Genomic DNA, 25,993 nt, shown 5'->3' on the forward strand with positions numbered 1-25,993 from the left:
TGACATTATTTCAATGAGTTATCTATTTTTGTCGTGTACAGAGAAAGATATTAGAAATAGCTACATAGAGTTTATTTCTAGTTTATTCAAATTAGTCGTTCAAATTAGGCGTTACTACGGATGAACAATAATTTTTACAGCAGACTCATTATTATGAATCAATGTTTCAAAGCCTTTAGAAACAAGATCATCTAATGCAATCCGTTGGGTAATAAAAGGTTCTAGATTAATCTTACCTTGCTCAACCAAACGGATAGTTTCCTGATGATCATTTACATAAGCAATCGTGCCACGAATATCTAGCTCTTTCATCACCACACTATGCACATTAATTGTGGCAGGATGGCTCCAAATAGAAACGATAACGACTACACCAGTTGGTTTCATTGCTGCAACGAGTGTATCCATGACTTTATTGACACTACTACATTCAAAAGCGACATCTACACCGCGGTCTTCTGTAATTTTCATTACCTCAGCAACTACATCAACCTTAGATGGGTCTAGTACATAATCGGCAACACCCGCTTCTATCGCTTTTTCTTTACGTTTTGCACTCAGTTCAGTAATGATGACCGTGAGACCTTTAGCCTTTAAAATAGCAGATAAAAGTAAGCCTATTGGGCCTGCTCCACCAACCAGTGCGATATCGCCAGCTTTTGCGCCACTTCTGACATAGGCATGATGACCGACAGATAAAGGTTCTATCAATGCTGCTTGGTCTAAAGGAATATCATTTGAAATAGGATGTACCCAACGCCGCTGAACTGCAATTTTTTCAGAAAGACCACCACCGCGTCCGCCTAAACCAATAAAGTTCATATTTTTTGATAAATGATACTTATCATTGGGGCCAGTCGGCACATCGTCAGCAATGATGTAGGGTTCAACTACGACATGTTGCCCAATTTGGATATCATCTACACCCTCTCCAACTGCATAAACCACGCCTGAAAATTCATGTCCCATTGTTACAGGTGCAGATTCTCCCGAAATTGGGTGTGGGTGACCACAAGGTGGAATAAAAATAGGACCTTCCATGAATTCATGTAAATCTGTACCGCAAATACCACACCACGCAACTTGAACTCCAACTGTGCCTGGAAGTACTTTCGGTTCAGGGATATCTTCAATTCGAATATCCCCTCGGTCATAAAAACGAGCTGCTTTCATTTTATATTCCTTATATTGATGTTAACGGTAAACCAGTGCGTACACGGCCTCAACTTTCAATAAAGTATAAAAGGTGTTTGTGTAGGCAATACCCTTACTTTTGATAAGCCAAAAGAAAGCAAAAGCCTTTGTTACCCATACATAACATCCCTATTATGATGGATAACGTGTGGCATCCCTGCCACACTCGTGTATCCAAACGTTGCTTAAATTAAACTATGTAATAGTGGCGACATAAAGGTGCTCTTATCGCTATATATTAAAAACTTAGTGGAACACTGTTTCTAAAGCTTTTAAACCCACTTTGGGATCAAGTAGACCGTTGTAAATTTCAGGGATTTCACGTTCCACCCCAAAAAATTCATAAATGGCAAGCATCGCCCCACGAACTGAATATTCCACAGTAAAGACCACGTCATCTTCAATTTCCACAAACTGTCCAAGGAAAGCAAAGTTTTGTGAGCCTTGTGGAATTACCTGTGGACGATCCCCCGGTTTACGGCAGGCGAATAGGGCAGAGGCGTATGGCATCATGGCGGTAGTAACATCAGTCGTTGCCAAAACATGATCTAAAATGTCGTCAAAACCGAGCTGTTTAATCAGTTCTGTTAGGATTTCTTGCCCCGTGGCTTCGGACATTGGTTTTTTGATGTAATCGCCTATATGGTCAATTTGGAAACCGTAGCCCCATAAGGTATATAAACCTTCAGGTAAGTCGGCAAAGTGTGGCTGTGCAGGAACCACGATGGATAAATGCCAACCCGACTCATACCAAGTCATGAGTGCGCCTGTGCCTGGTTCATTGCCTGTATAGTCAATAATACGTTTAAGTAGCACGTCATCTTTCATGGTCAGAGTGAAAGACTCCCACTTATGTTCATCGACATTGCCATAAAAAGTCATTGGACGGCCAAAGTCTGGGGCTTTTTGTGCCAGCGTTTCCCAAAGCGTCCAGCCATGATCTTCTCGATGACGAATAAGGGCAGGCACGTCATGATTACCGCCATAACGTGAGTCTGCTGTAATAGAGCCTAAAGTGAAAATAGCTAAATCATTGGCTCTCAGATTAATTTGCTCTGAGCCTTCAGGCAATTGTACATATAGGCGTGAAGCGTAGCGTTCTTGAGTTTCAGCATTGGTAATGAAGTCTGCATCTGTGACATAGTGTCCAAAACGCACATCGACGCCTTGTGCGACTAACCAACGCTGTAGGGGCAGAATCATCGAGTCATATTGGTTGTACTTGGTACGTTTCACACCCGCTAAGGTATGAATGCGTGGCAATTCTTGAATAAAACGCAAGAAATAGCGTCTTAACTCTGCTGCACTGTGCCATTTTTGAAAAGCGAAAGTCGTGCGCCACATGCGCCAGAAATTGGTTTCAAAAAAGGTTTCATCAAAAAACTCATCAATGCGGCGACTGCCAATTTTTTCTTCTTTTGAAGCTAATAGGCGCAGCATCTGTGCACGATGTAGCGTATTCAGACCAAGCTTTGCTGCATCCGCAATGACATGTTCGGCATCAATCAACCGTGCATTGGCGTGGGTTTTCACTTTTTCATTAAACTCACGACATTCTTCACGCACCGAAATGTCTGGATTTTCCAAAGATGGAATACTGGAAAATAAGTCCCATAGGCACAAATAAGTTTCATCGGTCAGCATTCGCCCACCACGTGTTACCCAAGCTTGCGCGGCATGCGGTGTATGTCCACCATCCATCGAACCACCTGAAATATCGAGTTCTTCTAAAATATGGATATTTTTGGCAGGGACTTTGGCATCACGGATTGCAAATGCAGCAGCAGCCATACCTGCGATACCACCACCAATAATCCAAAGATGGGACTGTTGTGCGTCTAATGGGGTGCGCTTCTTCTTTTGCATGGTTCACCTTTAATAATGATGTTAAAAACTATGAAGTATAAAATGTGATTTAGAAAAACCTTAAAAATAGTATGACTTTTTATATATGAAAAATGTATGAAATGGGAAGCAATTTACTCATTATATTTTGTAATCAAAAAAATGTAAGTAATGGTTATTTTTAATACACATTTGTATTTTTTTAAAATAAAATATGATTTAAGTAATTGATTTTATTATTTTATAGAGTAATCACTCTATTTTGATCATATTTGTTTGTGTCTGAAGAAGGCACTGTTGCAAATAGAGATTTGAGTCGATGATGTTCCCTTTAAAAAGTACTTAGAGACCGAAAACCCTGTTGATTAGACACACTTCACCCTGAGGCTGACCATAATAAAATGACGATGCTTGTCCTTTACGTAGTGCACGCATGACTTCAATACCTTTAATTGTGGCATAAGCCGTCTTCATAGATTTGAATCCTAATGTGGCCCTGATGATCCGCTTTAGCTTGCCATGATCACATTCAATCACGTTATTTTTATACTTAATCTGCCTGTGCTCAAGGTCTGGTGGACATTTACCTTCCCGTTTTAACCGTGATAAAGCACGTCCATATGTGGGTGCTTTATCCGTGTTGATCACTTGTGGAATTTGCCATTTTTTCACCGTATTGAAGATCTTTCCTAAAAAACAATAGGCTGATTTACTGTTCCGTCTAGCGGAAAGGTAAAAGTCAATCGTATGACCATGTTGATCAACTGCACGATACAGGTAAGTCCATCGCCCCTTCACTTTGATATAAGTCTCATCCATATGCCATGAATGTAAATCTGTAGGATTACGCCAATACCAGCGTAAGCGTTTTTCCATTTCTGGAGCATAACGCTGAACCCAACGATAAATTGTACTGTGATCAACATTCACACCCCGTTCGGCCAGCATTTCCTGCAGTTCACGATAGCTAATGCCATATTTACAATACCAGCGCACAGCCCAAAGAATGATTTCGCCCTGAAAATGCCGACCATGGAAAGGATTCATATGCTGCACCTTTAGCTAAAACAGTCTTCAGCTTACCATTCGTGGTTATTTGCAACAGTGCCTGTTAAAGAACATACTGATATTTCACTAGATAAGTCAAATGATCAGTCCTATGAATGAATCAAACTCTTATTTCACTGTATCCGGACAACTGAGATAGAAACCAAACTGGTTCTTTTAAATGGAAAAAAAATGGGCTTCAGATTTCGCAAGAGTATTAAAATATTACCTGGATTAAAAATCAATCTGACGCATAAAGGCATCAGCAGTGCAAGCATTGGCAAACCTGGTGCTTCTTTAAATATTGGCAAAAAAGGCACCCGAACCAGCGTTGGTATTCCAGGCACAGGCCTATCCTATTCCAAGCACCACACCTATAAGAACAGAGCTGGCAACCAAGAGAATCCTATTCAGGAGCAACAACCGTTCTATACATCAGATACCGAGCAACCCAAATCGAATGTCTGGATTTGGGTAATTTTTGGATTATTTTGTTTTATTGTCGGAGCAATTATTTTTTGAATTTAGCCATTCTTTGTATCCCATAATATCCACTGCTAGGCAAAATTTAATTCATTCATTACTATGGACGGATGTTAAATACAATAAAGGCTGCCGCTAATGTCTGATAATGACAATACTCTGGAATATGATGAAAATGATTTAATCGACTCTCCCTTATCTCAAGTTTTACAAGAGGATAATGAGCAAATTGAAATTCTAATTTATCGATTACCTGATAGTGACTGGACACTGGAAGTGGTGAACCAAAGTGGTACTTCTACTGTATGGGATGAAACATTCCCGTCAGATCAGGAAGCTCTATCTGTCGCTTTAGATGGAATTAAAGCCGCAGGCGGTATTCAGGCCTTTTCCGAACTCAGTGACCTCGAAGCAAAGAAAAATATTTGGTGGTGTATCAAAAAGTATGCTAAAAAAAAGCAGGTTGAATTTTGATAAAACAGAGAAATGCAAATAACTCTAGAAATCAAATGGCCAACCTGCCTCAGTGACAGTATAAAGAAAAATGGCATCAAAGTAGATGGGAAACAAAACTACCAATGCAAAGACTGCAAACGTCAGTTTATTGGTGACCATGCTCTGAGCTATCTAGGATGTAATTCTGGCATTACTCGTAAAATATTACAGTGAATGGTCAGAGGCAGCGGTATACGAGATATCGCTGAAGTTGAGCGCATTAGTATCGGTAAAGTCTTACGGACTTTAACTGAATCGGCCTATCAAATTCAGCCTAAACAAAGTCATTATGAATCTCTCGAAGTAGATGAATTCTGGACTTTTGTTTGAAATAAAAATAATAAACAATGGCTTATTTACGCCTACCATCGAGAAACAGGTGAGGTTGTTGCTTATGTTTGGGGTAAGAGACATTTAGCTACAGTCCAAAGGTTGAAGACAAAGCTTAAACAATTAGGTATTCACTACACCCGAATTGCAAGTGATCATTGGGACAGTTTCATCACTGCTTTTAAAAACTGCAAGCAAAGTATTGGTAAGTTGTTTACTGTAGGAATTGAAGGTAATAATTGCAAAATAAGGCATCGAATAAGGCGTGGTTTTAGAAGAAGTTGTAATTTCTCCAAAAAGCTTGAAACACCACCTGGAAACCATTTTAAAGCCTTCGACTTAACCTTCTTTTACATCAATAATGGCTTCATTTAATCTCAGCATACTTTTTAAAACACCACCAAATAATTTAATGAGCATTTAAGAATATCAAGCCCATTAAAAATGGGATTGATATTCTTAAAAATTAGGTAAATTTCACTCAACTATTCATCTCTGATTTCAATAGATGCAAACTCTTGTTCAGGCGTGCCTTCCACCAGATGATGTCTGCTATACAGCAGATAATACAGAATGAATAAACCATAAATTAGCGCTGCCAAACACCATACTTTTGGATTAACCATTAAACCCGCCACCACTGCAGCACAGGCCAAAACCAATGCTATACTTGAAGTGACGATGCCGCCGGGTGTTTTATATGGTCGTGCTAAATCTGGACGGGAAAAACGCAATTTAATATGCGACATCATCATCAACACATAAGAAATGGTGGCACCAAACACCGCAATCAAAATCAGCAAATCTCCTTCACCCGTTAATGACAATACAAAGCCAATTACCCCAGGAATCACAATCGCCCATTTCGGCGCTTGTTTATTATTGGTGAGCGATAATATTTTCGGTAAATAACCCGCACGCGATAGGGCAAACACTTGACGCGAATAAGCATAAATAATCGAGAAGAAGCTTGCTACTAAACCTGCTAATCCCACAAAATTCACAAAACTGGCAATCCATGAATGCTGTCCATAGACTGCAATTAATGCATCAACCAATGGTGCTCCTGAGTTTTTCACTTGCTCTGCACCCATCGCACCAGCACTTAAAAACAAAATCAGCAGGGCAAATGCAGCCAGAATCAACATTGAACCAATTAAACCACGTGGTAAAGATTTGACTGGATCTTTGGCTTCTTCAGCAGCCAAAGGCACGCCTTCAACTGCAAGGAAAAACCAGATTGCAAACGGGACAGCAGCCCAAATGCCCATGTAACCGAGAGGCAAAAATGAACTCGCCCCCTCAGTATTTGGCATTACTGCAATATTAAATAAATTGGCAGCATTAAAGTGTGGAACCATTGCCACTATAAACACCAGCAGCGCCACACAAGCAATTGCGGTAATGCCAAACATTATTTTCAGAGCCTCACCTGCACCTTTTAAATGAATTGCCATGAAAAACACATAGCAAAACAGATAAATCGGCCAGCCACCTATGCCAAATAAAGCTTCACAATAATTGCCAATAAAAACTGCAATTGCGGCAGGTGCGACTGCATATTCAATCAGAATTGCAGTCCCTGTAAGATAACCACCAAATTGCCCAAACGCCACTCGCGCAAAACTATAGCCCCCGCCTGCTGTTGGCAGCATGGTCGACATTTCTGACATCGACAAGCTCATGCATAGATACATAAATGCCACTACAATCGTAGCAACAAATAATCCGCCCCAACCACCTTGCGCAATACCAAAATTCCAACCTGCGAAGTCACCCGAAATCACATAAGACACCCCTAACCCCACCAACAGTAACCAACCGACGGCACCCTTTTTCAGTTGGCGTTGGGCAAAATATTCGGTGTTATCTGCGACACTCTCCGTCATTATCATTTCATTTTTCATGATGCTCGATCACCTTTTCACCAAATTCGACCACTTTAATATCGGTGAAATATCGGCTTTAAACTTGACAATAAATCATGAGCATAGTCGCTTGAAGTCAAGTTGCTCTTTTTTTTCTTTTATAAGATCAGCTCAAAGTCTGGGACTCCGCACCCAAGATCAGCATGAAAAGGAGTACAACATGAGCGTCCAACAAAATGAATATTTAAGCATTCAACAACTCTACGAATTGGCAAAAAAAGCCATGCAAACCTATCCAGCATGCTATCAAGGCGAGATCAAATTACTCTGCCAATCTGAAAATGCCACCTTTGTTGTGAAAACCGCTCAACAACAATATGCACTACGCATTCATCGTCCCAATTATCATTCCAAACAACAAATCGAAAGTGAACTAGCATGGTTAGATGCGTTAAATGCGCATGGCATCGCGGTGCCGATTGCCATTGCCGACTGTCATGGAGATAAAGTCCAAACATTGGCACTCAGTCCAGATATTTCAAGGCATGCAGTGCTCTTTCATTGGGTGAAAGGTGTAATGCCTACAGCAGATAATGTCGATCCATGTGATTTTAAGCAGTTGGGTGAAATCACAGCACAACTGCACCTGCACAGTAAAACATGGGAGATGCCAGCCTACTTCCAACGTATTGTTTGGGATCATGAAAGTATGGTTTTTGCCGATGGACATTGGGGTGACTGGCGTCATGCCCCACAGTTAAAATCGGTAGATCATGCCGTGATTGATGAGGCAATTTGCCGTGTTGCCACCGAGCTAAATCAATTTGGGAAGTCCAAAGATCACTATGGGCTGATCCATGCTGACCTCAGACTGACCAATCTGTTGTTGAATGAAAAAAAGGTTGGTGTGATTGATTTTGACGACTGCGGCATGGGCTGGTTTATGCATGACTTAGCTGCAGCAATTAGTTTTAATGAACACTATACTGCTGCACCCAAGTGGGTCGAACAATGGTTGAATGGTTATGAAAAAATTGGGCATGTGAGTGCAGAAGAGTATGCGTTGGTTCCCACCTTTATTATGCAACGTAGAATCCAATTGATGGCTTGGTTCGGTTCACATGCCTATACCGACATGGCCAAAAGTTTGGGAGCGCAATGGTCGGATGAAACTGTGCGACTTTGCAAAAAATATCTTAACAACCAAATTCCAGCAGGTATATAAAAAAATACCTGTAGGCAGAAGCAAACCGTAAAGCATTGAATGGCATAGCTCTTGCTTAATTTAGAACAATAACGGTTCTGTATTAAAAGAGGCTATGCATGATTCAATTTAATCCTCTCTCCATCAACGCTCAAGACATCAGCAACCAAGGCATTTTATCAGCTGCCGCGACAGGCCTAAGTGACTTTATTCTGCATAAAGGTGCCGATGTCGATCGCATTTTTGGGATCAGTGGTATTAATCCTGAATTATTGCTCAGCCCCACCCTCAGTTTGCAACTCACCAATTATTGCGAAGTCTTGGAACAATCCGCAAAACTATCACATTGCGATAATTTCGGACTGCATTATGGACAGCAATTTCATCCCAAAGCTTTAGGACTGATTGGCTATATTGGTTTATGTTCAGCATCGCTGGAAGATGCATTAAAGAACATGACCTCACATTTTAATCTGCATCAAAAAGATACTTTATGCCGTATGGTTGAAGTCAATGATGCCTATCGTTTCGACTACCAAGTCCAGCATGGTGCAATTTTATCGCGACGACAAGATGCCGAACTCACAGTGGGCATGTTTATGAATGTAATTCGTGAAGTCTTGGGCACACACTATTCACCACGCGAAATTCATTTTGAACACCCACGTCCCGAGTTTTGGCAAGAACACAGTAAACTGTTTAATGCATCAGTGTTTTTTGATCAGCCATTCAATTCAATTTTGATTGCCAAATCAGACCTTAAAACCGCAATGCCACAGTCAGACCCGTTGCTGCTCACCATGATGCTCGACACTTTAAAAATTCTGAATACGCAATCGCAGTCACAAAGTTTAACCAATCAAGTCCGTGCACACATTCAGCAAGATTTGATTCATGGTGAACCCAACTTGGAAAAAGTTGCACTAGATTTACATATGAGTCCATGTACCTTATCACGGCGCTTAAAATCACACGACATCACCTTTACTCAACTAATTGATCAAGTTCGTTATGAACTGGCCAAACACTATATTCAACAGAAGAATTTACCGATTTCTGAAGTAGCATTTTTATTAGGCTATTCCGAAGTCAGTGCCTTTTCCCGTGCATTCAAGCGTTGGTTTGGCTGTACACCACGCCAATTACGACATTAAGTGGTAAGACATCAATAAAAAAGAAACCCCGCTCATTGAGCGGGGTTAAATATGTATGACATTTAAGTTTATTTTTGCAGTTTACTTAAGGCTTGATCCAACGCTCCAACCAACCAATCAATATCCTTTTCTTGGAACACCAATGGTGGACGTAACTTCAAGACATTGCCATATGGTCCCGCAACAGAGGTCAGCACACGATGCGTATTACGCAATTCTTCAATCAAATCCAGTGCCAGAGCTTTATCAGGCATTTTGGTGAAACGATCTTGTACCAATTCGAAACCAATAAATAAACCAGCACCACGCACATCACCAACACAGTCATACTTTTCCATCAGCTTACGCAATTCTGTCAAAAGTAGACCACCAAGGCGCTGACTATGGGCTTGTAACTCTTCTTCTTGAATAGTTTTCAGCACGGCCTGCGCCGCTGCCATCGCCACAGGATTCCCCCCAAAGGTATTGAAATAAGGGATTTTTTGACTAAAGGCAGACAACACATGATCTTTCGCGAGTAAACCTGATACTGGAATACCATTGCCCATCGGCTTGCCTGTGGTAATGATGTCGGGCACCACACCATGACGCCCAAAACCCCAAAAAGAATCGCCTGTACGAGCAAAACCAGGCTGTACTTCATCAGCAATGAAAATACCACCATTGGCATGCACTACATCCACTGCTTTTTTCAGGAAACCAATAGGATTTGGCATTACCCCGTCTGATGAAAAAATGGAATCGGCTAAGAAGCCTGCAAACTTGATGCCATTGGCATTCATATCATCAATTTGTGCTTGAATTTGCGCGGCGAACCAGTCACCTAAATCTTCACCCTCAAAACGATATTGATCAGGTGCTGCCACCAAACGAGTTGTAGCAGCTAAGGTCTGTCCTGTACCAAGCGCAGGCGAACAGCCCGAAGTAAGATCACTAGTACCATGATAGGCTTCTTGCGACACAATAATACCCGTACCACCACTGTATTCACGGGCAATACGAATGGCCAAATCATTCGCCTCAGAACCCGTACACATATACATGGCTTTGTTAATTTCAGTCGGTGTGGTCGCTAAAAGTTCGTCGGTATAATCTAAAATGCGCTCATGTAAATAACGAGTATGTGTATTCAACATTTGCATTTGTTCATTTACGGCATTGATTACCGCAGGATGGCAATGTCCTATACTAGCGACATTGTTATAAGCATCCAAGTATTGATTGCCTGCAGCATCCCAAAGGTATTGTCCTTGCCCTTTTACAAGATGCACTGGGTTTCGATAAAACAAGCGGTAAGATTCACCTAAATTTTGGCTACGTCGATCGGTCAGTTTTCGGGTTTCAGAATCTAGTGCACTCGCATGCTCGGCACGGAAGCTATTGGTATCCATAATGGTAGATCGCGTATTCATCTACTATTCCTCTCTCACAAACTGTTTTTTAGTGCATTTGAATGATTTTTATATTGCACACTGCTCATTTTAAAGACTTGACTTTAGAGCGCGATATGTAATTTTTGAAGTCAAATCTTATAAGATAATTTCTTCACAATACGAGGGCTTTGTTGCATAAATATGTAAGCATCTGATTTAAATAAATTTAATTTTGGATCAAAAAATAATTAAAACTTTTAAAATCATATAATTATGAAATCTTTGTGCAACAAAGCCACATACTTATCAAAAATTGATTCCTGTTTGGTTTTAATTACCATTAAAAAAGATCAAATTTGAGCATTGTTATTGTAATAATCAACTATACTCATCCCTACTGTATTCATTGTAATCTGCTATGTGAACATCATAATAGAAACATGATATTTTTTGCCAACTCACAAATATAGCTAACTAATAGTGAGTATCTAATCGAGGAGGAAAATTTGAAACTTTCAATAATAAATAAACTTTAAAAACAAGGAAAAAATGATACCTCCTGCCATATTCAAAAACTCTAAATATACGTGAATATTGCTGTATTATTTTTATTCAATAGCACACATGGATCTGACATCTGAACTACTTTTGAAGTTTCCAGCAACACAGATAAGTACTCTAAAAAATTTCAAAAAAAGCAGAATCACCATTCATCCACAAGCGTATGGTTTCAACTTATGCTACTTAAATATGTTTAAAAATCTCACTGCAGATTTAGATATTTCTAATCGCATAAAAGAACTCCATGTGTGGAAAACTTCAGAATTTGATGGCTACTCCATTTTCAATAATATTCACTTATATCTTAGCTATTTAAAGCAAGATATTAATGAAGTCACTTTAATTATTCACAATCAACAATCTTTTTCAGATGATGAGTTAGCATTTCTGATGGAGTTATGCAGTCGTGAATTTATTCAATTCATCAAATCTACAAAATTTGACATTAAGCCTTTGAACCCACGAAAAACATTGCACTTGATTAATACACATCTTTCACGTCAAACACTATTAACTCTTAACAAAGAATCATCTTTGAAGCCACACCATCAAATGAGCCTAGAGTTACTTGCACACTTGCTTTCATGCTCTCGAAACCAACTCAATCAGCGGATGAAAAAGATCAAGCAAGAACGTACACAGATTTTTAATGAATTATCATTACACAGCAGATGTGTAAAAGATCTCTTAGATCACTCAAATAGCGATCTGAGTGCAGAAAAAATTTGGAGATCTTAAATGTCTAATGATCTAAACGAACATTTTGATTTACCAATGATTTCAATTAAAAGAACAATTGAAAAATTGTTCGGTGATGAGCAATTTGAACGTGCACAACATATCAACTTTGTGATTGAACTATTGTCTTCTCAACAGACTGACAACTGTCTAGATGGTCTCAATCTCGATTGCTTTGACATCGATGTAGAATTTCAGTCAAATCTGCCCAAACCTTCAGTAATCTCTTTTTCTAAAAAAGTTAAGATCAGTGATCTACCGATTACTTCATATGTCAATTCAATTTCGCAATTATCTGAATCGCAGACGCATGCAAAAAATTGGAATATTCTAGTTTTAAAAGCAGCAATTTATTTAATTGCTCTTCCTGAGCTCAAGCCAGATCTTTTTAAACAAGCGCACGCCGAACACTTCAATACAGTAAAGCGCTTATTCCAACGTTTTAGAACTGCAAATAAAAATTTAGATACTGAAAAAAAATATCATAATACAGAAGAATATAAACGCCTCTGGAATGTCTATCTTAAAGATCTAACGTTGAGCTTAGAACAATTTATTCAACATCTGATCACATTAGATACGGATGAATTGCCTGAGTTTGATCGCAATCTACTCAATGATATTCGGATTACTTTTAACTACATTTTAAAAAACAAAGCGAAGATTGCACGTGCAAGTATCGATACGCAGCTTCAACATCAGTTTCTTGATGAAGAACAATTCATTGAAGAAAGTATCGAAATCAAAAAAGGGGCTAAATCTAAAGCACTGAATATAGAAACCTTAATCGATGAGCCGATTAATCGACAAATTGTTGTCAATCCAACTGACGTCACACCACTCGCAGCACATTCAGAAACGAGTCAAAACTATGTTCTATCGCTTGTTGCAAAACATATTCAACGCAAAGAACATTTACTCACGTCGAGTAGTTTTTTTCCGAATCCATCTAGCGTGAACCATCTACTGAAAAGACTTCATGTGGACTACTCTGAACATCAAAATAAAAGTGCTTTAATCCTGATGCTCGCATTTTTGACAGGCAACAGTGTGAATGAGTGGCTATATATACAAAGCAAGCGAGCTAAAAACTTAAATAACCGCCAAAAATTGATCCATAAAAATGATCAATTCTTCTTAAGCAGTAAATTTAATGTATTTGAGAACCGTGATTTTGAGTATTCAACAAGCTTACTTAATCAGACGATCTATTTAGACATTCCAATCCCGAATCTATTCATTGAGGATCTCCGCAAAATGGATTCGGTTAGTTTCGATGATATACAGCAATATTTACGCAAATTAAGACAAGAATTATTGATTCCAAAACTATCTGTCGTAAAGGTGAGTTCTCTACTGCATCATACGGTTCTTGCAAAAACAGGGAGTAAACAACTCGCAGATTTAATCACAGGGATTGATGCCAATCAGTCATCATCTATTTCTTATTGTCATCAGAATATTCCACGATTACATGCACAATATGTTGATATTCTAAAATCACTTTGTGCAGATATAGCAAGCACATATGAAAGTTGTGTACCTTCGCCCCCTGATTCAATAATTCATTTTGGTAGTCGTAAAGCTCCAAAACCACAGATCATTACAGAGATTTTTGCTGTATTGAAGTTTAATATTTTTTCACAAGCTGAAGACGATCTGATTGCTATATACAACCACTACAACATATGGATGTGGCATATCCTCCTTCTTTTTACAGCAGCACGCCCCGTTGCTGAATTCCCTGGATTTCTTAAAAACTTTAATTTAAAACGCCAAATTTTGATGGTTTCTGACAAAGAAGCAGGCGGCCGCAATGGATTCGGACGTTTAATCCCACTTTGTTCATTTTTAGTTGAAGAGATAAAAAAATTCCTTAAATTTTTAGAATATTTTTCGATTCAAATCGCGATGAATTACCCACTTTTAAATGATGTCACACAACAAATAGAAACAAGTAAGTTACCCTTGCTTGGAATCATTCAAAATAACAAGTGGACACCACTAAGACCTTATACAGTCAAAAATTTATATCCTGAATTAGGACTTGCTCATGAAAATTGGCATCGCCACACAGCTCGTGCATTTTTGACTCATAAATTTTCTGAACCTGAAATTTTAGCTCTCTTTGGACATGAGCTCATGCAACAAGAAGCAGCACATCCTTTTTCCAGTTTATCACTATCTCAATTTTCTAAAATTGCGAATGTTTTAGAGCAAATGAAAGATCAATTTAAAATTAGCGGGATTGAAGTTCATGTCATCATTCAATAAAAAAATCCCAAAAAAACGCTATGCTGAAGATAGACGTCAATTCAAACGAGATGAGCCTAAAAAGGACATACGAGCTGATGCAGAACAAGAGCTCCGACAATACTTTGATGAACAAAAATTCTCAAATGAAGACTTAATTCAAGCTTATCCTGCAATTTATGAGTTTATTAAACGTAAAGCACCGAATCTTGCCTGGAAAAAATATGCTCATGAATTCTTCCGAACATATATCAAAGACCTCAATAAAAGTAATAACCTAGACCTCCCTCTACCTTATCTCACCTTTGAGATGAAACGCGATGAACCAATTTTCACCCTAGATTGGATCCAAGCCGGTCATGAAATTGACATCATCCTCGAAAGACAGTGGGATTACTGGATTCTTGCTCAAGATAGTTCCGCTTTTTCTGATGATGAAATTATTGGGAATATTCTGCTTTGCTCAATGTTATACGGTGGATTAAATCAAACAGCTTCATTAAATGCTTTGCTCGAACATTTAAAAAACCCTGAAAAAATCCAAAAAATTTTCGATTTTAATATCATCTTTTTAGAGCCACTTTCTCCAAGCTATGGCGATCTATTTGTTGATGAAAAAACAATACGAAAATCGCGTAATTTTGTTCCAGATCAACTCACACGACTCTGGCTCATTCACTTCAATACAAGACAAATTCGTGACATCAGTCTAGACGTGAATGCGTATCTGCACCTCATTTTTCAAAAAATAAAACATCCATACACCAACAAGACTTTTAAGTTTTTACGTGACTACGCCAATTTTAATTGGCTACAACTGCAGAATGCAGATGTTGATCCTGCCCTTTCACAATGTTTGTTAGAAAACACACTCACGTGTGGTTTATCAGAACATGAGTTTGAAAACTTTGCATTCCCAAAATTTAAAACTCAATTAAGTGATGAAATCGAACGAAATGTCTCTTCTACAGCCAAAGTCCTACCAGATCTCAATACGTCTGAAGCGGTAGAGAATGTGATATTTATTCATAAAAACTTGCTGAAAATAATTCGCACATCATCAACGGACCAACCTATTGCTGAACTCATTATTGATTTTTGCCTGCGTCACCAAGAGCAGTTTAATGAGTTTTCTAAACGTATTATTTTGTGGCTCATCAGTCTCTATCGACCAAGTTCAGAACAAATAAAAGAATTATCAACCACCTTTGATTTTGATACAACTCAGTACACGAAGGCATTTCAAGACAATCAAAAACTCGCAGATAGTTCAATCTATACATATTACACCCGGATCGCAGAACCGTTTTTAACTCATGCCTTACAATACATCGATGCCGACGATGACATTAATGATCTGCTGAACAAAATCTATCAACAAATCATTAGCAATACACGACTTGCTGATGAAGCAGATCGACCTGAGTTTAAAAAATCTAAAGACCAAACAATCCACATGTTGAAACGCTTTCATACCTTTCAACAAATTGTTTTTCAAGCAGAAGATTTTGAACTTGAATTTATTGCATCGCAAAGTCGACCACGGGCACGCATCATAGGTCACACAGCCTTCCAAGTCATATTAAAGAAGTTAAATCAGCTCTTACATGACCAATCCATCTCAGACCATCACTATAAATTATTAAAAATTATTTATATTTTGGCTTACCGTACTGGTATGCGTATTAACGAAATACTCGGGTTACGTGTAAAAGATATCGAGGGTTTAAATCAATTTTCAATCTGGGTTCAACCTTATGGTTCAAAAAAGCAAGGGAATCAACATCTGCTCAAAACTGATAGTGCGGAACGGATTGTGCCTGCCTACGCTTTGCTTAAAGATGATGAGTACCAATCTTTTAGCGAGTTTGTTGTTGAAAAACGTTTAGAGAATAAGAAAAGTTTATATTTATTCAGCAACTTGAATGAAAATAAAAAACTGAATAAACACACTGTCACAGTACCCCTAAAACTGATATTAAATCAGGTCTTTAAAGGGCATCATTACTCCTTTCACTCTTTTCGTCACACTACAGCGAATCATTTATCGCTTTTACTGAACTCTGAATATGCACCACTTGTGCAAAAGCTAACTGACTATAGCGAAAACGAATATCAAAAAATTCGAGCCGAGCTACTTCAAAATCAACATGGACAAAACCATTGGTTTGTTATCGCACACCTTTTAGGACATATAGAACCCGTTGAAACTTTCAAAAGTTATATTCACTTAAATTATCTCATAGCTGGTCAAAAACTACTAAAACATCATCCAGATATGCCTAATGAATTGGCTAAAAAAATTATGGGACACAATGCAACGTTTAAAAATTTGCAAATAACAAATGGTGAAAAAGACTTTAATTTTGAAAAAAACCAGTCCGTTCTAGCAACTATATTATTGAACGATCAAACAAAATGGCTTCAAAGTAATGCTACTGACATTTTAGATGAACTGTCATTACAAATAGATCAATCCCATGATTTTTTTGTTTTTTTTGTTGGAACAGAAGATTCTAAAATTTCACTTCAACGCTTCTATGAAACGCTCAATATATTGGAGACTACTAAAGATCCTAAAAGTACAGCTCAACGTATGTGCTTGCCAGAAGAACTCGTCAATTATTGGTATGAAAATGCTCTAAATTTAGCAAACATTAAATCAAAAAAAGGGAATCCACGTTTATTTAGTATTGGTAGCTCAACCCACTTAAAACCAGCAATGCTTGATAGCGCTGAAGAGCTTCATGCAGTGACTTATTTTTTTGAACATCTACAGAAAATAGCTCGTAAAAAACCAACACAAATTGCATACGTCCTGAATGTATTTTTAAATCGAGTGACTGCTTCACATACCGGTATCCATTATCGCTGGAAGGATATCGATCAACTCGAACATTTTTACTCCCAAGTTAAGGCTTTATTTCCCCATCAATTTTGGCATTTACTTGGACAAGACTTGGTACAATTGTTAGATAAAAAGAAACAACCTTTATTAGTAAAGCTGGCTAAATCGAGCACAACAGATCATCCTACGACTCAAGAGGAATTTCCTCGTCTACAACTCTACTCAGTAAAAGATGGTCATGCTCTTGCTGCATTTAAATTTTGCTTACATCTAGCTTGTATTGGCAGACCTCGATCTCTTGAACTGCAAGTTGAAGGTCTAAAAATCACTACATGCGGTTAAATAATTTAACCGTTGCTTCCTTATCTAAAGCCACATTTAATATATCTTTAGCAAAAATTGGATATCTAAGAAACAATAAGAAAATAGTATAAATTCTATGTATCAGTAACCTCTGAAACAGAGATCAGTTATGCGTAAAACATCAGAAAAAATTGCAAAACAAAAAAGGTATTGGCTAAATCTGTTTTATCAGCTGCAAAATAACTTAGTTTGACACAGGACCAGCTTGCTATCGTTCTCAATTTAGATTCAGTGGAAACTTTAAATTCGCTTGAGTTAGATCCCGATTCAAGTCAGGGAGAACTCGCAATTATTTTAATTCGTATTGCGATATCATTAGATGCTCTAACAGGTGGAGAGGCTAAATGGATGCAACATTTTATGAATGTTACCCAATAAATTGTTGAGTGGTATTCCAATAGAACAGATTCAGAACCCTCAGGGATTGACCTCTGTTTTACAATTGGTGGAAGGGCTTCAGGCTAAACTTTAAGATAAGCAAAGTATTACAGAAAAATTTGAAAGTGATAGTCCTCTCCAATAATTCAAATGCGAGGTATAAGAATCCCCTCTTCTTCTCAAGATGTATATGTCTGGCCTAATTCCGTCAATAATACAGTCAGCAAAGCTGAATGGGCTTGATCCGTATGCCTATTTAAGTGATGTGCTGAAAAGGTTGCCCACACATAAAGTGACCCAAATAGAAGAATTACTGCCACACCGCTGGAAACCTGAATCGAATTAAAAAATAGCTATGGGGTTCAGCGGACGCTTACGTATTAGATTCCTTTAGATTTTAAATATCTAATTGGACTTCTTTAATCTAATAGGATCTAATCAGCCCATAAATCACCTCATTACCGATTAACGAGCAAAGTTAATAACTCCATTATTTTGTGGTTTAATACATATATATAGACATAAGATACAATATTATGGATTTAAAATTCAAAAAACCTGAAGAGGTTGTTACTTCATTATGTGAAAGGCTTCGCAAAGAACGACTTTATCTGGAAATGACTCAGGCAGACGTCGCTACACGTGCTGGTGTTAGTGTGAATACAGTATCTAATCTGGAAGCTGGTCGAAATGTTTCATTTGAAAATTTAGTACGTGTTGCCATGGTATTAGGCCGATTAAAAGAATTAGAGGAACTCTTTAAACCTCATTTAAACAGTGTAAATGACATTCTCCGCTATGAGAGCAATACGGCTCGCCAACGTATCAAAAGGAAATAAGTCCATGCTCAAAAAACTTAATGTTTACTACAATGGATGGGGTGAATATTGGCTTTGGGGTACACTGGTCTCCTCAACCGCAATCACAGGTCGGCCATTAATCGCCTTTGAATACAGTCCAGAAGCGATCAGTAAAGGTTTAGAACTTTCCTCTTACCTACTTCCGTTAAAAGGTGACTCATTAAGAACGAACTTTCCTGCACATCAAATGGGATTGCCAGGTCCTACATATGATGCCTTGCCCGATGGTTGGGGCATGCTTCTTATGGATCGCTTATTTAAAAAAAATGGATTCAATCCTGCGCGGATTGGGCCATTAGAAAGACTCACGTATATTAATACACATGCGATGGGAGCATTATCCTTTGAACCTTCAGCAACTGAGTTCGCATTAACTGAAAATATCCCACTGATTAAACTCGCTCAAGAAGTTCAGGAAGTTCTCAAAGGAGAAGGTGCAGAATTTTTACAGCATTTATTAATTATGGGTGGATCTCCACAAGGTGCAAGGCCAAAAGCGCTCATCTATCGTGATCCTGTCACCAACGAATTCTCAACAGTTAGCTCACATCAACATGAAGCTTGGCTGATCAAATTTCCCGCTCAGCAAGAGCATCCTGAAGTTTGTGCAATTGAAGCTGTTTATGCAGAATGTTTGCGTCATTGTCATATTGATACCCCTGACACTCAATATTTTACTCTTCCGAATGGATTAACCGCATTTGCATCAAAGAGATTTGACCGCCACGATGGCATGCGTATCCCTATGCAAAGTTTAGCGGCCTTCACCGGAGCTGATTTTAAATCACCAGGGAGTTTAGACTACAGTAACTTTCTTCGCGCTGCACACTTTTGCACCAATGATGTTCGCGAAAAAGCAATTGCATTCAAGCGAGCTGTTTTCAATGTAGTCTTCAATAATCGAGATGATCATTGCAAAAACTTTTCATTTCTGATGTCCCAAAATGGGCAATGGAAACTATCCCCTGCCTATGATGTTACTTTCTGTGAAGGGCCAGGTGGATATCATCAAATGGATATCATGGGTGAGGCACTGGATATTCCTCGACAAGCTCTTGTAAAACTTGGTACTCAGGAAGCGGAACTTTCTGCCCAAGAAGTCGATGAAATTATTAGTTCGATTTGTAAGGTTGCAATCCGATTCAGCAATATCGCTCATGATCTATTACCTGGACAAATTCAAGCAGAGACTATCCAAATGATCCAAAATAGGATTGAGCATAATATCAATTTATTGCACTAAATAGCTTTTACAAAGTGAACCGTACCGGGTTTGTCGGAGACCAAACTTTCTGAGATGAGACGCATTGCTTCGCAAGACGTAGCGAAGCGTAGTGATCCGATGAAAAAACCTAAATATACCCCTGAAATCAGAGATAGAGCGGTTCAATTATTGATTGAATTTGAAAAAGATTATCCATCGAATTGGGCTGCGATTGTGCCTAAAATTGGTTGCACTCCTGAAACTTTACGAGTTTGGTATCAAAAATATTTAGATCAACAAAATTCAATTAAAGTACAGCAACTTCCATATCAAGAACGTATTAAACAGCCCGAACGTGAAAATAAAGAAGTGCAACGTGCGAATGAAATTCTCCGTAAAGCATCCACTTTTTTCGCCCAGGTGGAGCTCGAACGCCCACACAAATAATGCTGGATTTCATCCATAACAATAAAGACCTATATGGCGTTGAGGCGAATTGTAAGATTGTACCGATCGCAGCTTCTACCTATTAATTTAATTAAAAATGGGGGTATTACCCCTAGATCTAGTTGATGGGAAGCTTCGCTTCGCAAGGGAACATCAAACAAAGCGAGATCTACATGATTTGCATCATGCTGAATAAATTAAAAGAATTTGGAAAGAAAGCTCCGGGCGTTATGGCATTTTAAAAACATCAGACAGCCTATTTAAGAGATTATTTATTGGTCTACTATGATAAGACTAACCCGTTAAGCTAGGTGGCCTAACTTAAATAAAAAAGTCTCCGACAAACCCGGTACAGTTCAGCTGCTTAATGATTAAATCCTTATTCCGTCTATCTTTACGTATGGTCACTGGCTTTGTGCAAAGTCTGATTAAACTTTGCGGATTAAATTGGACCGCACCAGATTACAGTACGCTTTGTAGAAGACAAAAGCATATTGATATTGCAATCAGCTACCAAAAACGTAGCGATGGGCTGCATCTACTCGTAGACTCTACAGGCATGAAGTTTCTAGGTGAGGGCGAATGGAAACGCAAGAAACATGGAGCTGAATATCGTCGCCAATGGCGTAAACTTCATATTGGTATAGATGCTAAAACCCTACAAATACGAGCAGTTCAGCTTACAACCAATAATGTCAGTGATTCACAGGTGCTTGGTGATTTACTTAATCAGATTCCACAAGATGAGCAGATTAACTCTGTTTATACCGATGGAGCTTATGACACCAAGCAATGCCGTCAGGTCATTGCAGATCGGCAAGCGCATGCGGTGATTCCACCTAGAAAAAATGCGAAACAATGGAAAGATACAAAGAGTAGCTCGCTAGAGCGAAATGAATTACTTAGAACAATTAAACGTTTAGGCAGGACACTATGGAAAAAATGGTCAGGCTATCATCGTCGAAGTTTGGTTGAAACTAAGATGCATTGCATCAAATTATTAGGAGATAAACTCAGTGCAAGGAGTTTTGATAGCCAAGTGAATGAGATCCATGCACGTGTAGCAGTCCTTAACAGATTTACGGAATTAGGTCGACCACTTACCCAAGTTACGCCTTAAATTTGGCTCAATTAGGGGCGCTTTGCATTTCAAATCTTTGTGCAACAAAGCCGAGAAAATATGTAAAAAACTAAATATTGAACTTACTCCCCATGGATTGAGGAGATCATATAAAACGTTAGCTATTTGGGCAAAAATCAATGAAGGATCTTTAGCACAGATATCAGGTCATAAACCAAGTGCATTAGTTGAAAGGCACTACATCGTACGACCTATGGATATGCTACAAGAAACACTACAAGAATATGAGGATTGGATTTTACAACAAGTGCGAAATGGCATTAATTGAAATACCTCGACACGGCCTAATGCCAGTCAGTTAAGAAATTGACTGGTATTCTCTTGGGTATTTCTGCGGTTTTCCCTTCACAACCCTAGGGCAACTTCTCGCTCTTCTCTCAGGTAAAATGTATTTCTTGGCTTTTCCAGTAAATTTTCAAAATGCTTGGGTAAATTACCTGCTGAATCCAATGAAGTGAATCTTTAAATATTCAGAATACTAATGGATGCAATATGAAAGCTGATTCTCAGAGGACTAGCTTTTGCCCGTTGAGCCATATATTTCATTTGATACTTTGGATGAAGTACAAGATTATGCAGCAAATTGGCTGTGGCATTACAATCATGAAAGACCACACCAGGCCAACAAAGGAAGGCCTCCTCTAATGGCTGCTTAACCTCTACTCTTAACTTCGGTTATTTATGGGAGGATTACCTAGTTTGTATCTTAATTTGCTTAAACTGCCTTGGTTAAAATCATTTTTACTTTCTAAACCTCTTAATTTTAAGGAAAAAGAGTATATAGTTACTTTATCAGCACAATATACTCCATTAATTCTTATTACCAATTAACATTTACTCGGCGATTTGGTGCTAAACATTCCACAGTTGAAGTAGATTTGGTTTGACCTTCACACTCTTTATAAATTCGGGTTGTTCCATTGGCATCGACTTTAATGTAATTCGGATCAATCCCCAGTTGAGCTAGCAAATAAGCCACGGTATTCGCACGCTGTGCAGATAAAACCTGGTTATAGTTAAAGTTACCCAATTTATCGGCATAACCCGTCACAGTAACCCGCTGGCTGCCGGACTGCTTAATGGCCTCTGCAATTTCTTCCACGCGGCTAAAGTCACGGTTAATCGCAGACTCATCATAACGGTCAAAGGCGAATAGTACGCTAGCTTGTGCAACTTGGGCATTCAGTCCTCCAACAACCAATGCATTTTTATCTACAGGTTGATTGTTGGCACCATATTGCGCCAAGCCCTGACAGGCTTCACCCTTCCAATAATATGCCTTGGCCAAGTAGTCTTTATCAAAGTCGATACGTAACTGGCAGCGTTTGTATTGCTGGGTTTCAGGCACACGGATATCCAATACATAGTTCCATTCACGAACCCCAAACACGCCTTCGCTAAAATGTGGATGGCCCAAAATATAACGAATTTGGTCTTTGGTTAAGCCATTTTCCAGACGCAGTACCTGATCATATTCATAACGGTGAACTTGATCTAGGTAACTTTTTTTCACTTCTGGAAAAGAAACGGACTCATCAGCCATCTGTAAATTAATCTGCTCTTTTGCATGTGTTAGACCACTCAACACACCAGTTAAAAATACACAGCTTACAATTGTTTTTAATAAAGTTTTCATTGTCATCTCAATTCTTGATTAAATTTAAAAAACAAGTGGGAAAGAGCCACCATGCTCTTTCCCCACCATGCATTAATCAATTACACCACTGATACCAACACGTACACTTGGATCACCTGATGAACCGGCAGCAACACCACCAGTCAATGACCAGCGACCGTTATCCGCAGTTTTACGTAAAGTCAAACCAATTGCATTTTCACCGCCATGATAGGCAGCACCTGCCGCATAAGTGTATTTACCTGGAATGTACGGTGCATTTTCTAATGCCATTGCCGCAGCAATACCTGCATTGGCTTTTTTCTCAACATCATCAATACGTTGATTTGTTGAGTAGAATGCTTGTTGTAACTGATCACCCAAATTTGTAATACGGTTACCCAATGCCTGATCGGCCTGATTTAGCGCACCTAATGCATCACCGACATTGTTATAAGAACCACCATTGACTTGATAATTTGGCGCATCAAAACTTTGCGTGATGTTGTTATAGCCAGCACCGCCGCCTAGGTATTGAGACAACTGCCCCATATTCACAGCATCGCTGTTTTGCACGCCATTGCTGACATTACTCACTACTTTACTGCCTGCATCAATACCGGAAGCGGTCACAGATGGACCATTTTTAATGCTCAAGCCACTGCTATCAACAGTGGTATTGCCAGCAACCACCTTATCAGTCGTTACAGTACCTGCATTAATATCCTTCGCTGTAACACTGTTCAGCGTAATATCATCAGCTGTTGACACCGTATAATTAGTACTGCCATCTGCATTTGAATTGCTCACAACTTTGATATTGCTGCCTTCAGTCACAGTCGATTTAGATTGAACTGCGGTTTTGTTTACTGCTGCAATAGCATCGTTAATATTGCTTTGACCTGTACCACCAATATTACTGAGATTTCCATTGGTGTCATAAGCACCAGCACCCATCATGTCGTGAATTTGACCACCATTCACAGCATCTTGAGAATCGGCAGTAATTTTACCGTCAGCAACATTGGTCACTTTTTGTTTGCCCGCATCGATACCATTTTTGGTTACGCTTGGACCACCCGCAATCGTTAAACCATTATTATCAATTTTGGTGTCTCCGGTCGTTACACTACCAGCTGCACCCAAATCAATATCTTTGTTTAAATCGACAGTAATGTTATTGCCCTGATTTGAAACTGTGACATTGCCATCTTTATTACTGAAATCAACAGTATCGTTTGGCTTCACATTGTTTGCTGTACCGCCATTGGTGCTAACATTCCAGCCTTTATTGGCATTATTAGCCACTTGATTGACTGATTTGATTGCATCATCAATAGTACTTTCACCAGTACCACCAATATTCGACATGCTGAGCAGGCCACCGTTATTGGCTGCATTACCGCCTAAAATAGATGCGACATTACTTTGCGCCCGGTTCAGCTGCTCTTCAGTCGCTGCGCGGCCTTGAGATGCAAAATCACCACTTCCAAGTGTCTTATTACTCAAACCAGTCAATGTACCTTTCACTGAATCTAGCACCAGTGTGTTAGTGCCTTTTACAGTCAATTTACCTGCTTCAAGACTACTGCTGCTCAAGGTATTTCCAGTTGCATTCATTTCAGCTACAAATAAACCCGTATTACTTAATGATGCAGATTTTTTTCCATCCTTGTCTTGTGTAATTATGCCTGTTGCACTCAGAATAGATGTATTACCTAATATATCTGTCGATGTCACCCTGTCAAATACCACATCTTTCTTCGTTGCTACAGTGACCTTGTTCCCTGCCTGTTCAACCGCAATGTTGTCACCAGCGATAAACGTTACTGTTTCATCTGGCGTGATCTGTTCAACTGAACTACCTGCCACTGCACCCGTACCAGTTTTATCTGTCGTCAGTTTCCAGCCTGTATTGGCTATCGCTTTTACTGCATCAAGCTGACCACCATTTACTGCTTCTTTAGATCCTGCAGCAACTAGACCATCTGTTACTCCTGTGATCTTACCTGTTGATGCATCCAGCTTAATGCTGCCTGACTGTACCCCTGTCTTGTCAACAGAAACGACTGTACCTGTACCAGCACTATCCTTAATCGATAGACTGCCCGCATTGCTTAAGGACAATGTATCGTTCAGGCTGTATTTGTAGGTATTCGTCGCCGCATCATAGGTTGCTGTTGTATTTGTACCATTTGCAAAGTTAACAGTTTCTCCCAGCTGTACGTTGTCTGCTGGAGTTACACCATTCACTGCAAAATTCAAACCTTTATCTGCCTGAGTCTTCGCATTAGTCGCGGTGTTATTTACCTGCTGAATTGCATCGTGAACCGTATTGGCTCCTGTAACTCCGCCAATATTTGTTGAAGTTAAATTGCCGGTTGCATCAATCTGTGTGCTGCTCCCCAATACATTCTTCACATTGTTTTGTGCTGTATATAGCTGACTGCCATTCACGGCATCTGTAGATGTTGAATTGACATCCCCAGCTTTAACATTGGTGATCTTCTGATTGCCTGCATTGATCCCTGTTTTGCTGATGCTTGGGCTGTTCGCAACCAATGTGCCTGTACTATCAACAAAGCTTAAGCC

The 25,993-nt window shown here is 39.1% G+C and carries 16 protein-coding genes, 7 pseudogenes and 1 other annotated feature; of the genes and pseudogenes, 16 read left to right on the forward strand and 7 right to left on the reverse strand.

Annotation, left to right across the window (positions count from 1 at the left end; translation table 11 throughout):
- Positions 1-114: 114 nt before the first annotated feature.
- From F988_RS03550 to F988_RS03560, 3 genes are all read right to left on the reverse strand, one after another.
- Entirely contained in the window at positions 115-1,173 is a 1,059-nt protein-coding gene (locus F988_RS03550) for a 2,3-butanediol dehydrogenase (RefSeq protein ID WP_004681094.1), read from the reverse strand.
- A gap of 267 nt (positions 1,174-1,440) precedes the next feature.
- Positions 1,441-3,060, reverse strand: coding sequence for an oleate hydratase (locus tag F988_RS03555; protein WP_004681096.1), 1,620 nt, complete (start codon positions 3,058-3,060; stop codon positions 1,441-1,443).
- A 321-nt stretch (positions 3,061-3,381) separates the two neighbouring features.
- The gene (locus F988_RS03560; RefSeq protein WP_004681097.1) at positions 3,382-4,086 is read right to left on the reverse strand and encodes an IS6 family transposase; all 705 of its coding nucleotides are present in this window, start codon (positions 4,084-4,086) and stop codon (positions 3,382-3,384) included.
- 192 nt (positions 4,087-4,278) lie between these two features.
- Here F988_RS03560 and F988_RS03565 point away from each other — a divergent pair, with 192 nt between their 5' ends.
- The 3 genes and pseudogenes from F988_RS03565 (at position 4,279) to F988_RS14330 (ending at position 5,769) form a co-directional block, all read left to right on the forward strand.
- Positions 4,279-4,608, forward strand: coding sequence for a DUF4236 domain-containing protein (locus F988_RS03565; RefSeq protein WP_004681098.1), 330 nt, complete (start codon positions 4,279-4,281; stop codon positions 4,606-4,608).
- A gap of 99 nt (positions 4,609-4,707) precedes the next feature.
- Positions 4,708-5,043 (forward strand): hypothetical protein, encoded by a 336-nt coding sequence (locus F988_RS03570; protein ID WP_004681100.1) that lies wholly within the window; start codon positions 4,708-4,710, stop codon positions 5,041-5,043.
- A gap of 12 nt (positions 5,044-5,055) precedes the next feature.
- Positions 5,056-5,769, forward strand: a pseudogene (locus tag F988_RS14330) (IS1 family transposase).
- Between the two features lie 110 nt (positions 5,770-5,879).
- Here F988_RS14330 and eat read toward each other — a convergent pair.
- A complete protein-coding gene (gene eat, locus F988_RS03575) occupies positions 5,880-7,301 on the reverse strand; it encodes an ethanolamine permease (RefSeq protein WP_004681101.1) in 1,422 nt (473 codons plus the stop codon).
- Positions 7,302-7,482: 181 nt separating this feature from the next.
- Between eat and F988_RS03580 the strand changes: the two genes are divergently transcribed.
- Complete coding sequence (locus tag F988_RS03580) at positions 7,483-8,487, forward strand: phosphotransferase enzyme family protein (RefSeq protein WP_004681103.1); 1,005 nt, start codon at positions 7,483-7,485, stop codon at positions 8,485-8,487.
- Positions 8,488-8,585: 98 nt separating this feature from the next.
- Entirely contained in the window at positions 8,586-9,620 is a 1,035-nt protein-coding gene (gene qhpR, locus F988_RS03585) for an AraC-like transcriptional regulator QhpR (protein ID WP_004681105.1), read from the forward strand.
- Between the two features lie 68 nt (positions 9,621-9,688).
- Here qhpR and F988_RS03590 read toward each other — a convergent pair whose 3' ends face one another.
- A complete protein-coding gene (locus tag F988_RS03590) occupies positions 9,689-11,032 on the reverse strand; it encodes an aspartate aminotransferase family protein (RefSeq protein WP_004681106.1) in 1,344 nt (447 codons plus the stop codon).
- A 585-nt stretch (positions 11,033-11,617) separates the two neighbouring features.
- Between F988_RS03590 and F988_RS03595 the strand changes: the two genes are divergently transcribed.
- The 11 genes and pseudogenes from F988_RS03595 to F988_RS14355 form a co-directional block, all read left to right on the forward strand.
- Positions 11,618-12,292, forward strand: coding sequence for a hypothetical protein (locus F988_RS03595; RefSeq protein WP_004681107.1), 675 nt, complete (start codon positions 11,618-11,620; stop codon positions 12,290-12,292).
- Positions 12,293-14,566, forward strand: coding sequence for a hypothetical protein (locus F988_RS03600; protein ID WP_004681109.1), 2,274 nt, complete (start codon positions 12,293-12,295; stop codon positions 14,564-14,566).
- Entirely contained in the window at positions 14,550-17,735 is a 3,186-nt protein-coding gene (locus F988_RS03605; protein ID WP_004681111.1) for a tyrosine-type recombinase/integrase, read from the forward strand. Before F988_RS03600 ends, F988_RS03605 begins: the two co-directional genes overlap by 17 nt.
- Positions 17,736-17,865: 130 nt before the next feature.
- Positions 17,866-18,228 (forward strand): annotated as a pseudogene (locus tag F988_RS15575) (MbcA/ParS/Xre antitoxin family protein).
- Positions 18,229-18,336: 108 nt separating this feature from the next.
- Positions 18,337-18,480: pseudogene (locus tag F988_RS14340) on the forward strand (transposase domain-containing protein); the annotation flags it as partial.
- Positions 18,481-18,670: 190 nt separating this feature from the next.
- Positions 18,671-18,973 (forward strand): helix-turn-helix transcriptional regulator, encoded by a 303-nt coding sequence (locus F988_RS03615; protein ID WP_004681114.1) that lies wholly within the window; start codon positions 18,671-18,673, stop codon positions 18,971-18,973.
- A 4-nt stretch (positions 18,974-18,977) separates the two neighbouring features.
- The gene (locus tag F988_RS03620; protein ID WP_004681116.1) at positions 18,978-20,237 is read left to right on the forward strand and encodes a type II toxin-antitoxin system HipA family toxin; all 1,260 of its coding nucleotides are present in this window, start codon (positions 18,978-18,980) and stop codon (positions 20,235-20,237) included.
- A 99-nt stretch (positions 20,238-20,336) separates the two neighbouring features.
- Positions 20,337-20,922, forward strand: a pseudogene (locus F988_RS14345) (transposase); the annotation flags it as partial.
- Positions 20,603-20,719, forward strand: a sequence feature (AL1L pseudoknot). It overlaps the preceding pseudogene by 117 nt.
- 84 nt (positions 20,923-21,006) lie before the next feature.
- Positions 21,007-21,765: pseudogene (locus F988_RS03630) on the forward strand (IS5 family transposase); the annotation flags it as partial.
- A 49-nt stretch (positions 21,766-21,814) separates the two neighbouring features.
- Positions 21,815-22,054 (forward strand): annotated as a pseudogene (locus F988_RS15580) (integrase); the annotation flags it as partial.
- 277 nt (positions 22,055-22,331) lie between these two features.
- Positions 22,332-22,442 (forward strand): annotated as a pseudogene (locus F988_RS14355) (integrase core domain-containing protein); the annotation flags it as partial.
- Positions 22,443-22,606: 164 nt separating this feature from the next.
- Here F988_RS14355 and tpgA read toward each other — a convergent pair.
- Both tpgA and F988_RS03645 read right to left on the reverse strand, forming a co-directional pair.
- Positions 22,607-23,422, reverse strand: coding sequence for a trimeric autotransporter adhesin/peptidogylcan-associated protein TpgA (tpgA, locus tag F988_RS03640; protein WP_004681119.1), 816 nt, complete (start codon positions 23,420-23,422; stop codon positions 22,607-22,609).
- 72 nt (positions 23,423-23,494) lie between these two features.
- Positions 23,495-25,993 (reverse strand): YadA-like family protein (locus F988_RS03645; RefSeq protein ID WP_004681120.1); only part of this gene is annotated, 2,499 nt, incomplete at its 5' end.

Origin of the sequence: Acinetobacter parvus DSM 16617 = CIP 108168, from assembly GCF_000368025.1 — a bacterium.
Classification (GTDB): Bacteria; Pseudomonadota; Gammaproteobacteria; order Pseudomonadales; family Moraxellaceae; genus Acinetobacter; species Acinetobacter parvus.

What these genes read in the sequence shown, in the direction of transcription:
- F988_RS03550 (WP_004681094.1), bottom strand. Translation starts at nt 1,173, where the DNA reads ATGAAAGCAGCTCGTTTTTATGACCGAGGGGATATTCGAATTGAAGAT.
- F988_RS03555 (WP_004681096.1), bottom strand. Translation starts at nt 3,060, where the DNA reads ATGCAAAAGAAGAAGCGCACCCCATTAGACGCACAACAGTCCCATCTT.
- F988_RS03560 (WP_004681097.1), bottom strand. Translation starts at nt 4,086, where the DNA reads ATGAATCCTTTCCATGGTCGGCATTTTCAGGGCGAAATCATTCTTTGG.
- F988_RS03565 (WP_004681098.1), top strand. Translation starts at nt 4,279, where the DNA reads ATGGGCTTCAGATTTCGCAAGAGTATTAAAATATTACCTGGATTAAAA.
- F988_RS03570 (WP_004681100.1), top strand. Translation starts at nt 4,708, where the DNA reads ATGTCTGATAATGACAATACTCTGGAATATGATGAAAATGATTTAATC.
- eat (WP_004681101.1), bottom strand. Translation starts at nt 7,301, where the DNA reads ATGAAAAATGAAATGATAATGACGGAGAGTGTCGCAGATAACACCGAA.
- F988_RS03580 (WP_004681103.1), top strand. Translation starts at nt 7,483, where the DNA reads ATGAGCGTCCAACAAAATGAATATTTAAGCATTCAACAACTCTACGAA.
- qhpR (WP_004681105.1), top strand. Translation starts at nt 8,586, where the DNA reads ATGATTCAATTTAATCCTCTCTCCATCAACGCTCAAGACATCAGCAAC.
- F988_RS03590 (WP_004681106.1), bottom strand. Translation starts at nt 11,032, where the DNA reads ATGAATACGCGATCTACCATTATGGATACCAATAGCTTCCGTGCCGAG.
- F988_RS03595 (WP_004681107.1), top strand. Translation starts at nt 11,618, where the DNA reads ATGGATCTGACATCTGAACTACTTTTGAAGTTTCCAGCAACACAGATA.
- F988_RS03600 (WP_004681109.1), top strand. Translation starts at nt 12,293, where the DNA reads ATGTCTAATGATCTAAACGAACATTTTGATTTACCAATGATTTCAATT.
- F988_RS03605 (WP_004681111.1), top strand. Translation starts at nt 14,550, where the DNA reads ATGTCATCATTCAATAAAAAAATCCCAAAAAAACGCTATGCTGAAGAT.
- F988_RS03615 (WP_004681114.1), top strand. Translation starts at nt 18,671, where the DNA reads ATGGATTTAAAATTCAAAAAACCTGAAGAGGTTGTTACTTCATTATGT.
- F988_RS03620 (WP_004681116.1), top strand. Translation starts at nt 18,978, where the DNA reads ATGCTCAAAAAACTTAATGTTTACTACAATGGATGGGGTGAATATTGG.
- tpgA (WP_004681119.1), bottom strand. Translation starts at nt 23,422, where the DNA reads ATGAAAACTTTATTAAAAACAATTGTAAGCTGTGTATTTTTAACTGGT.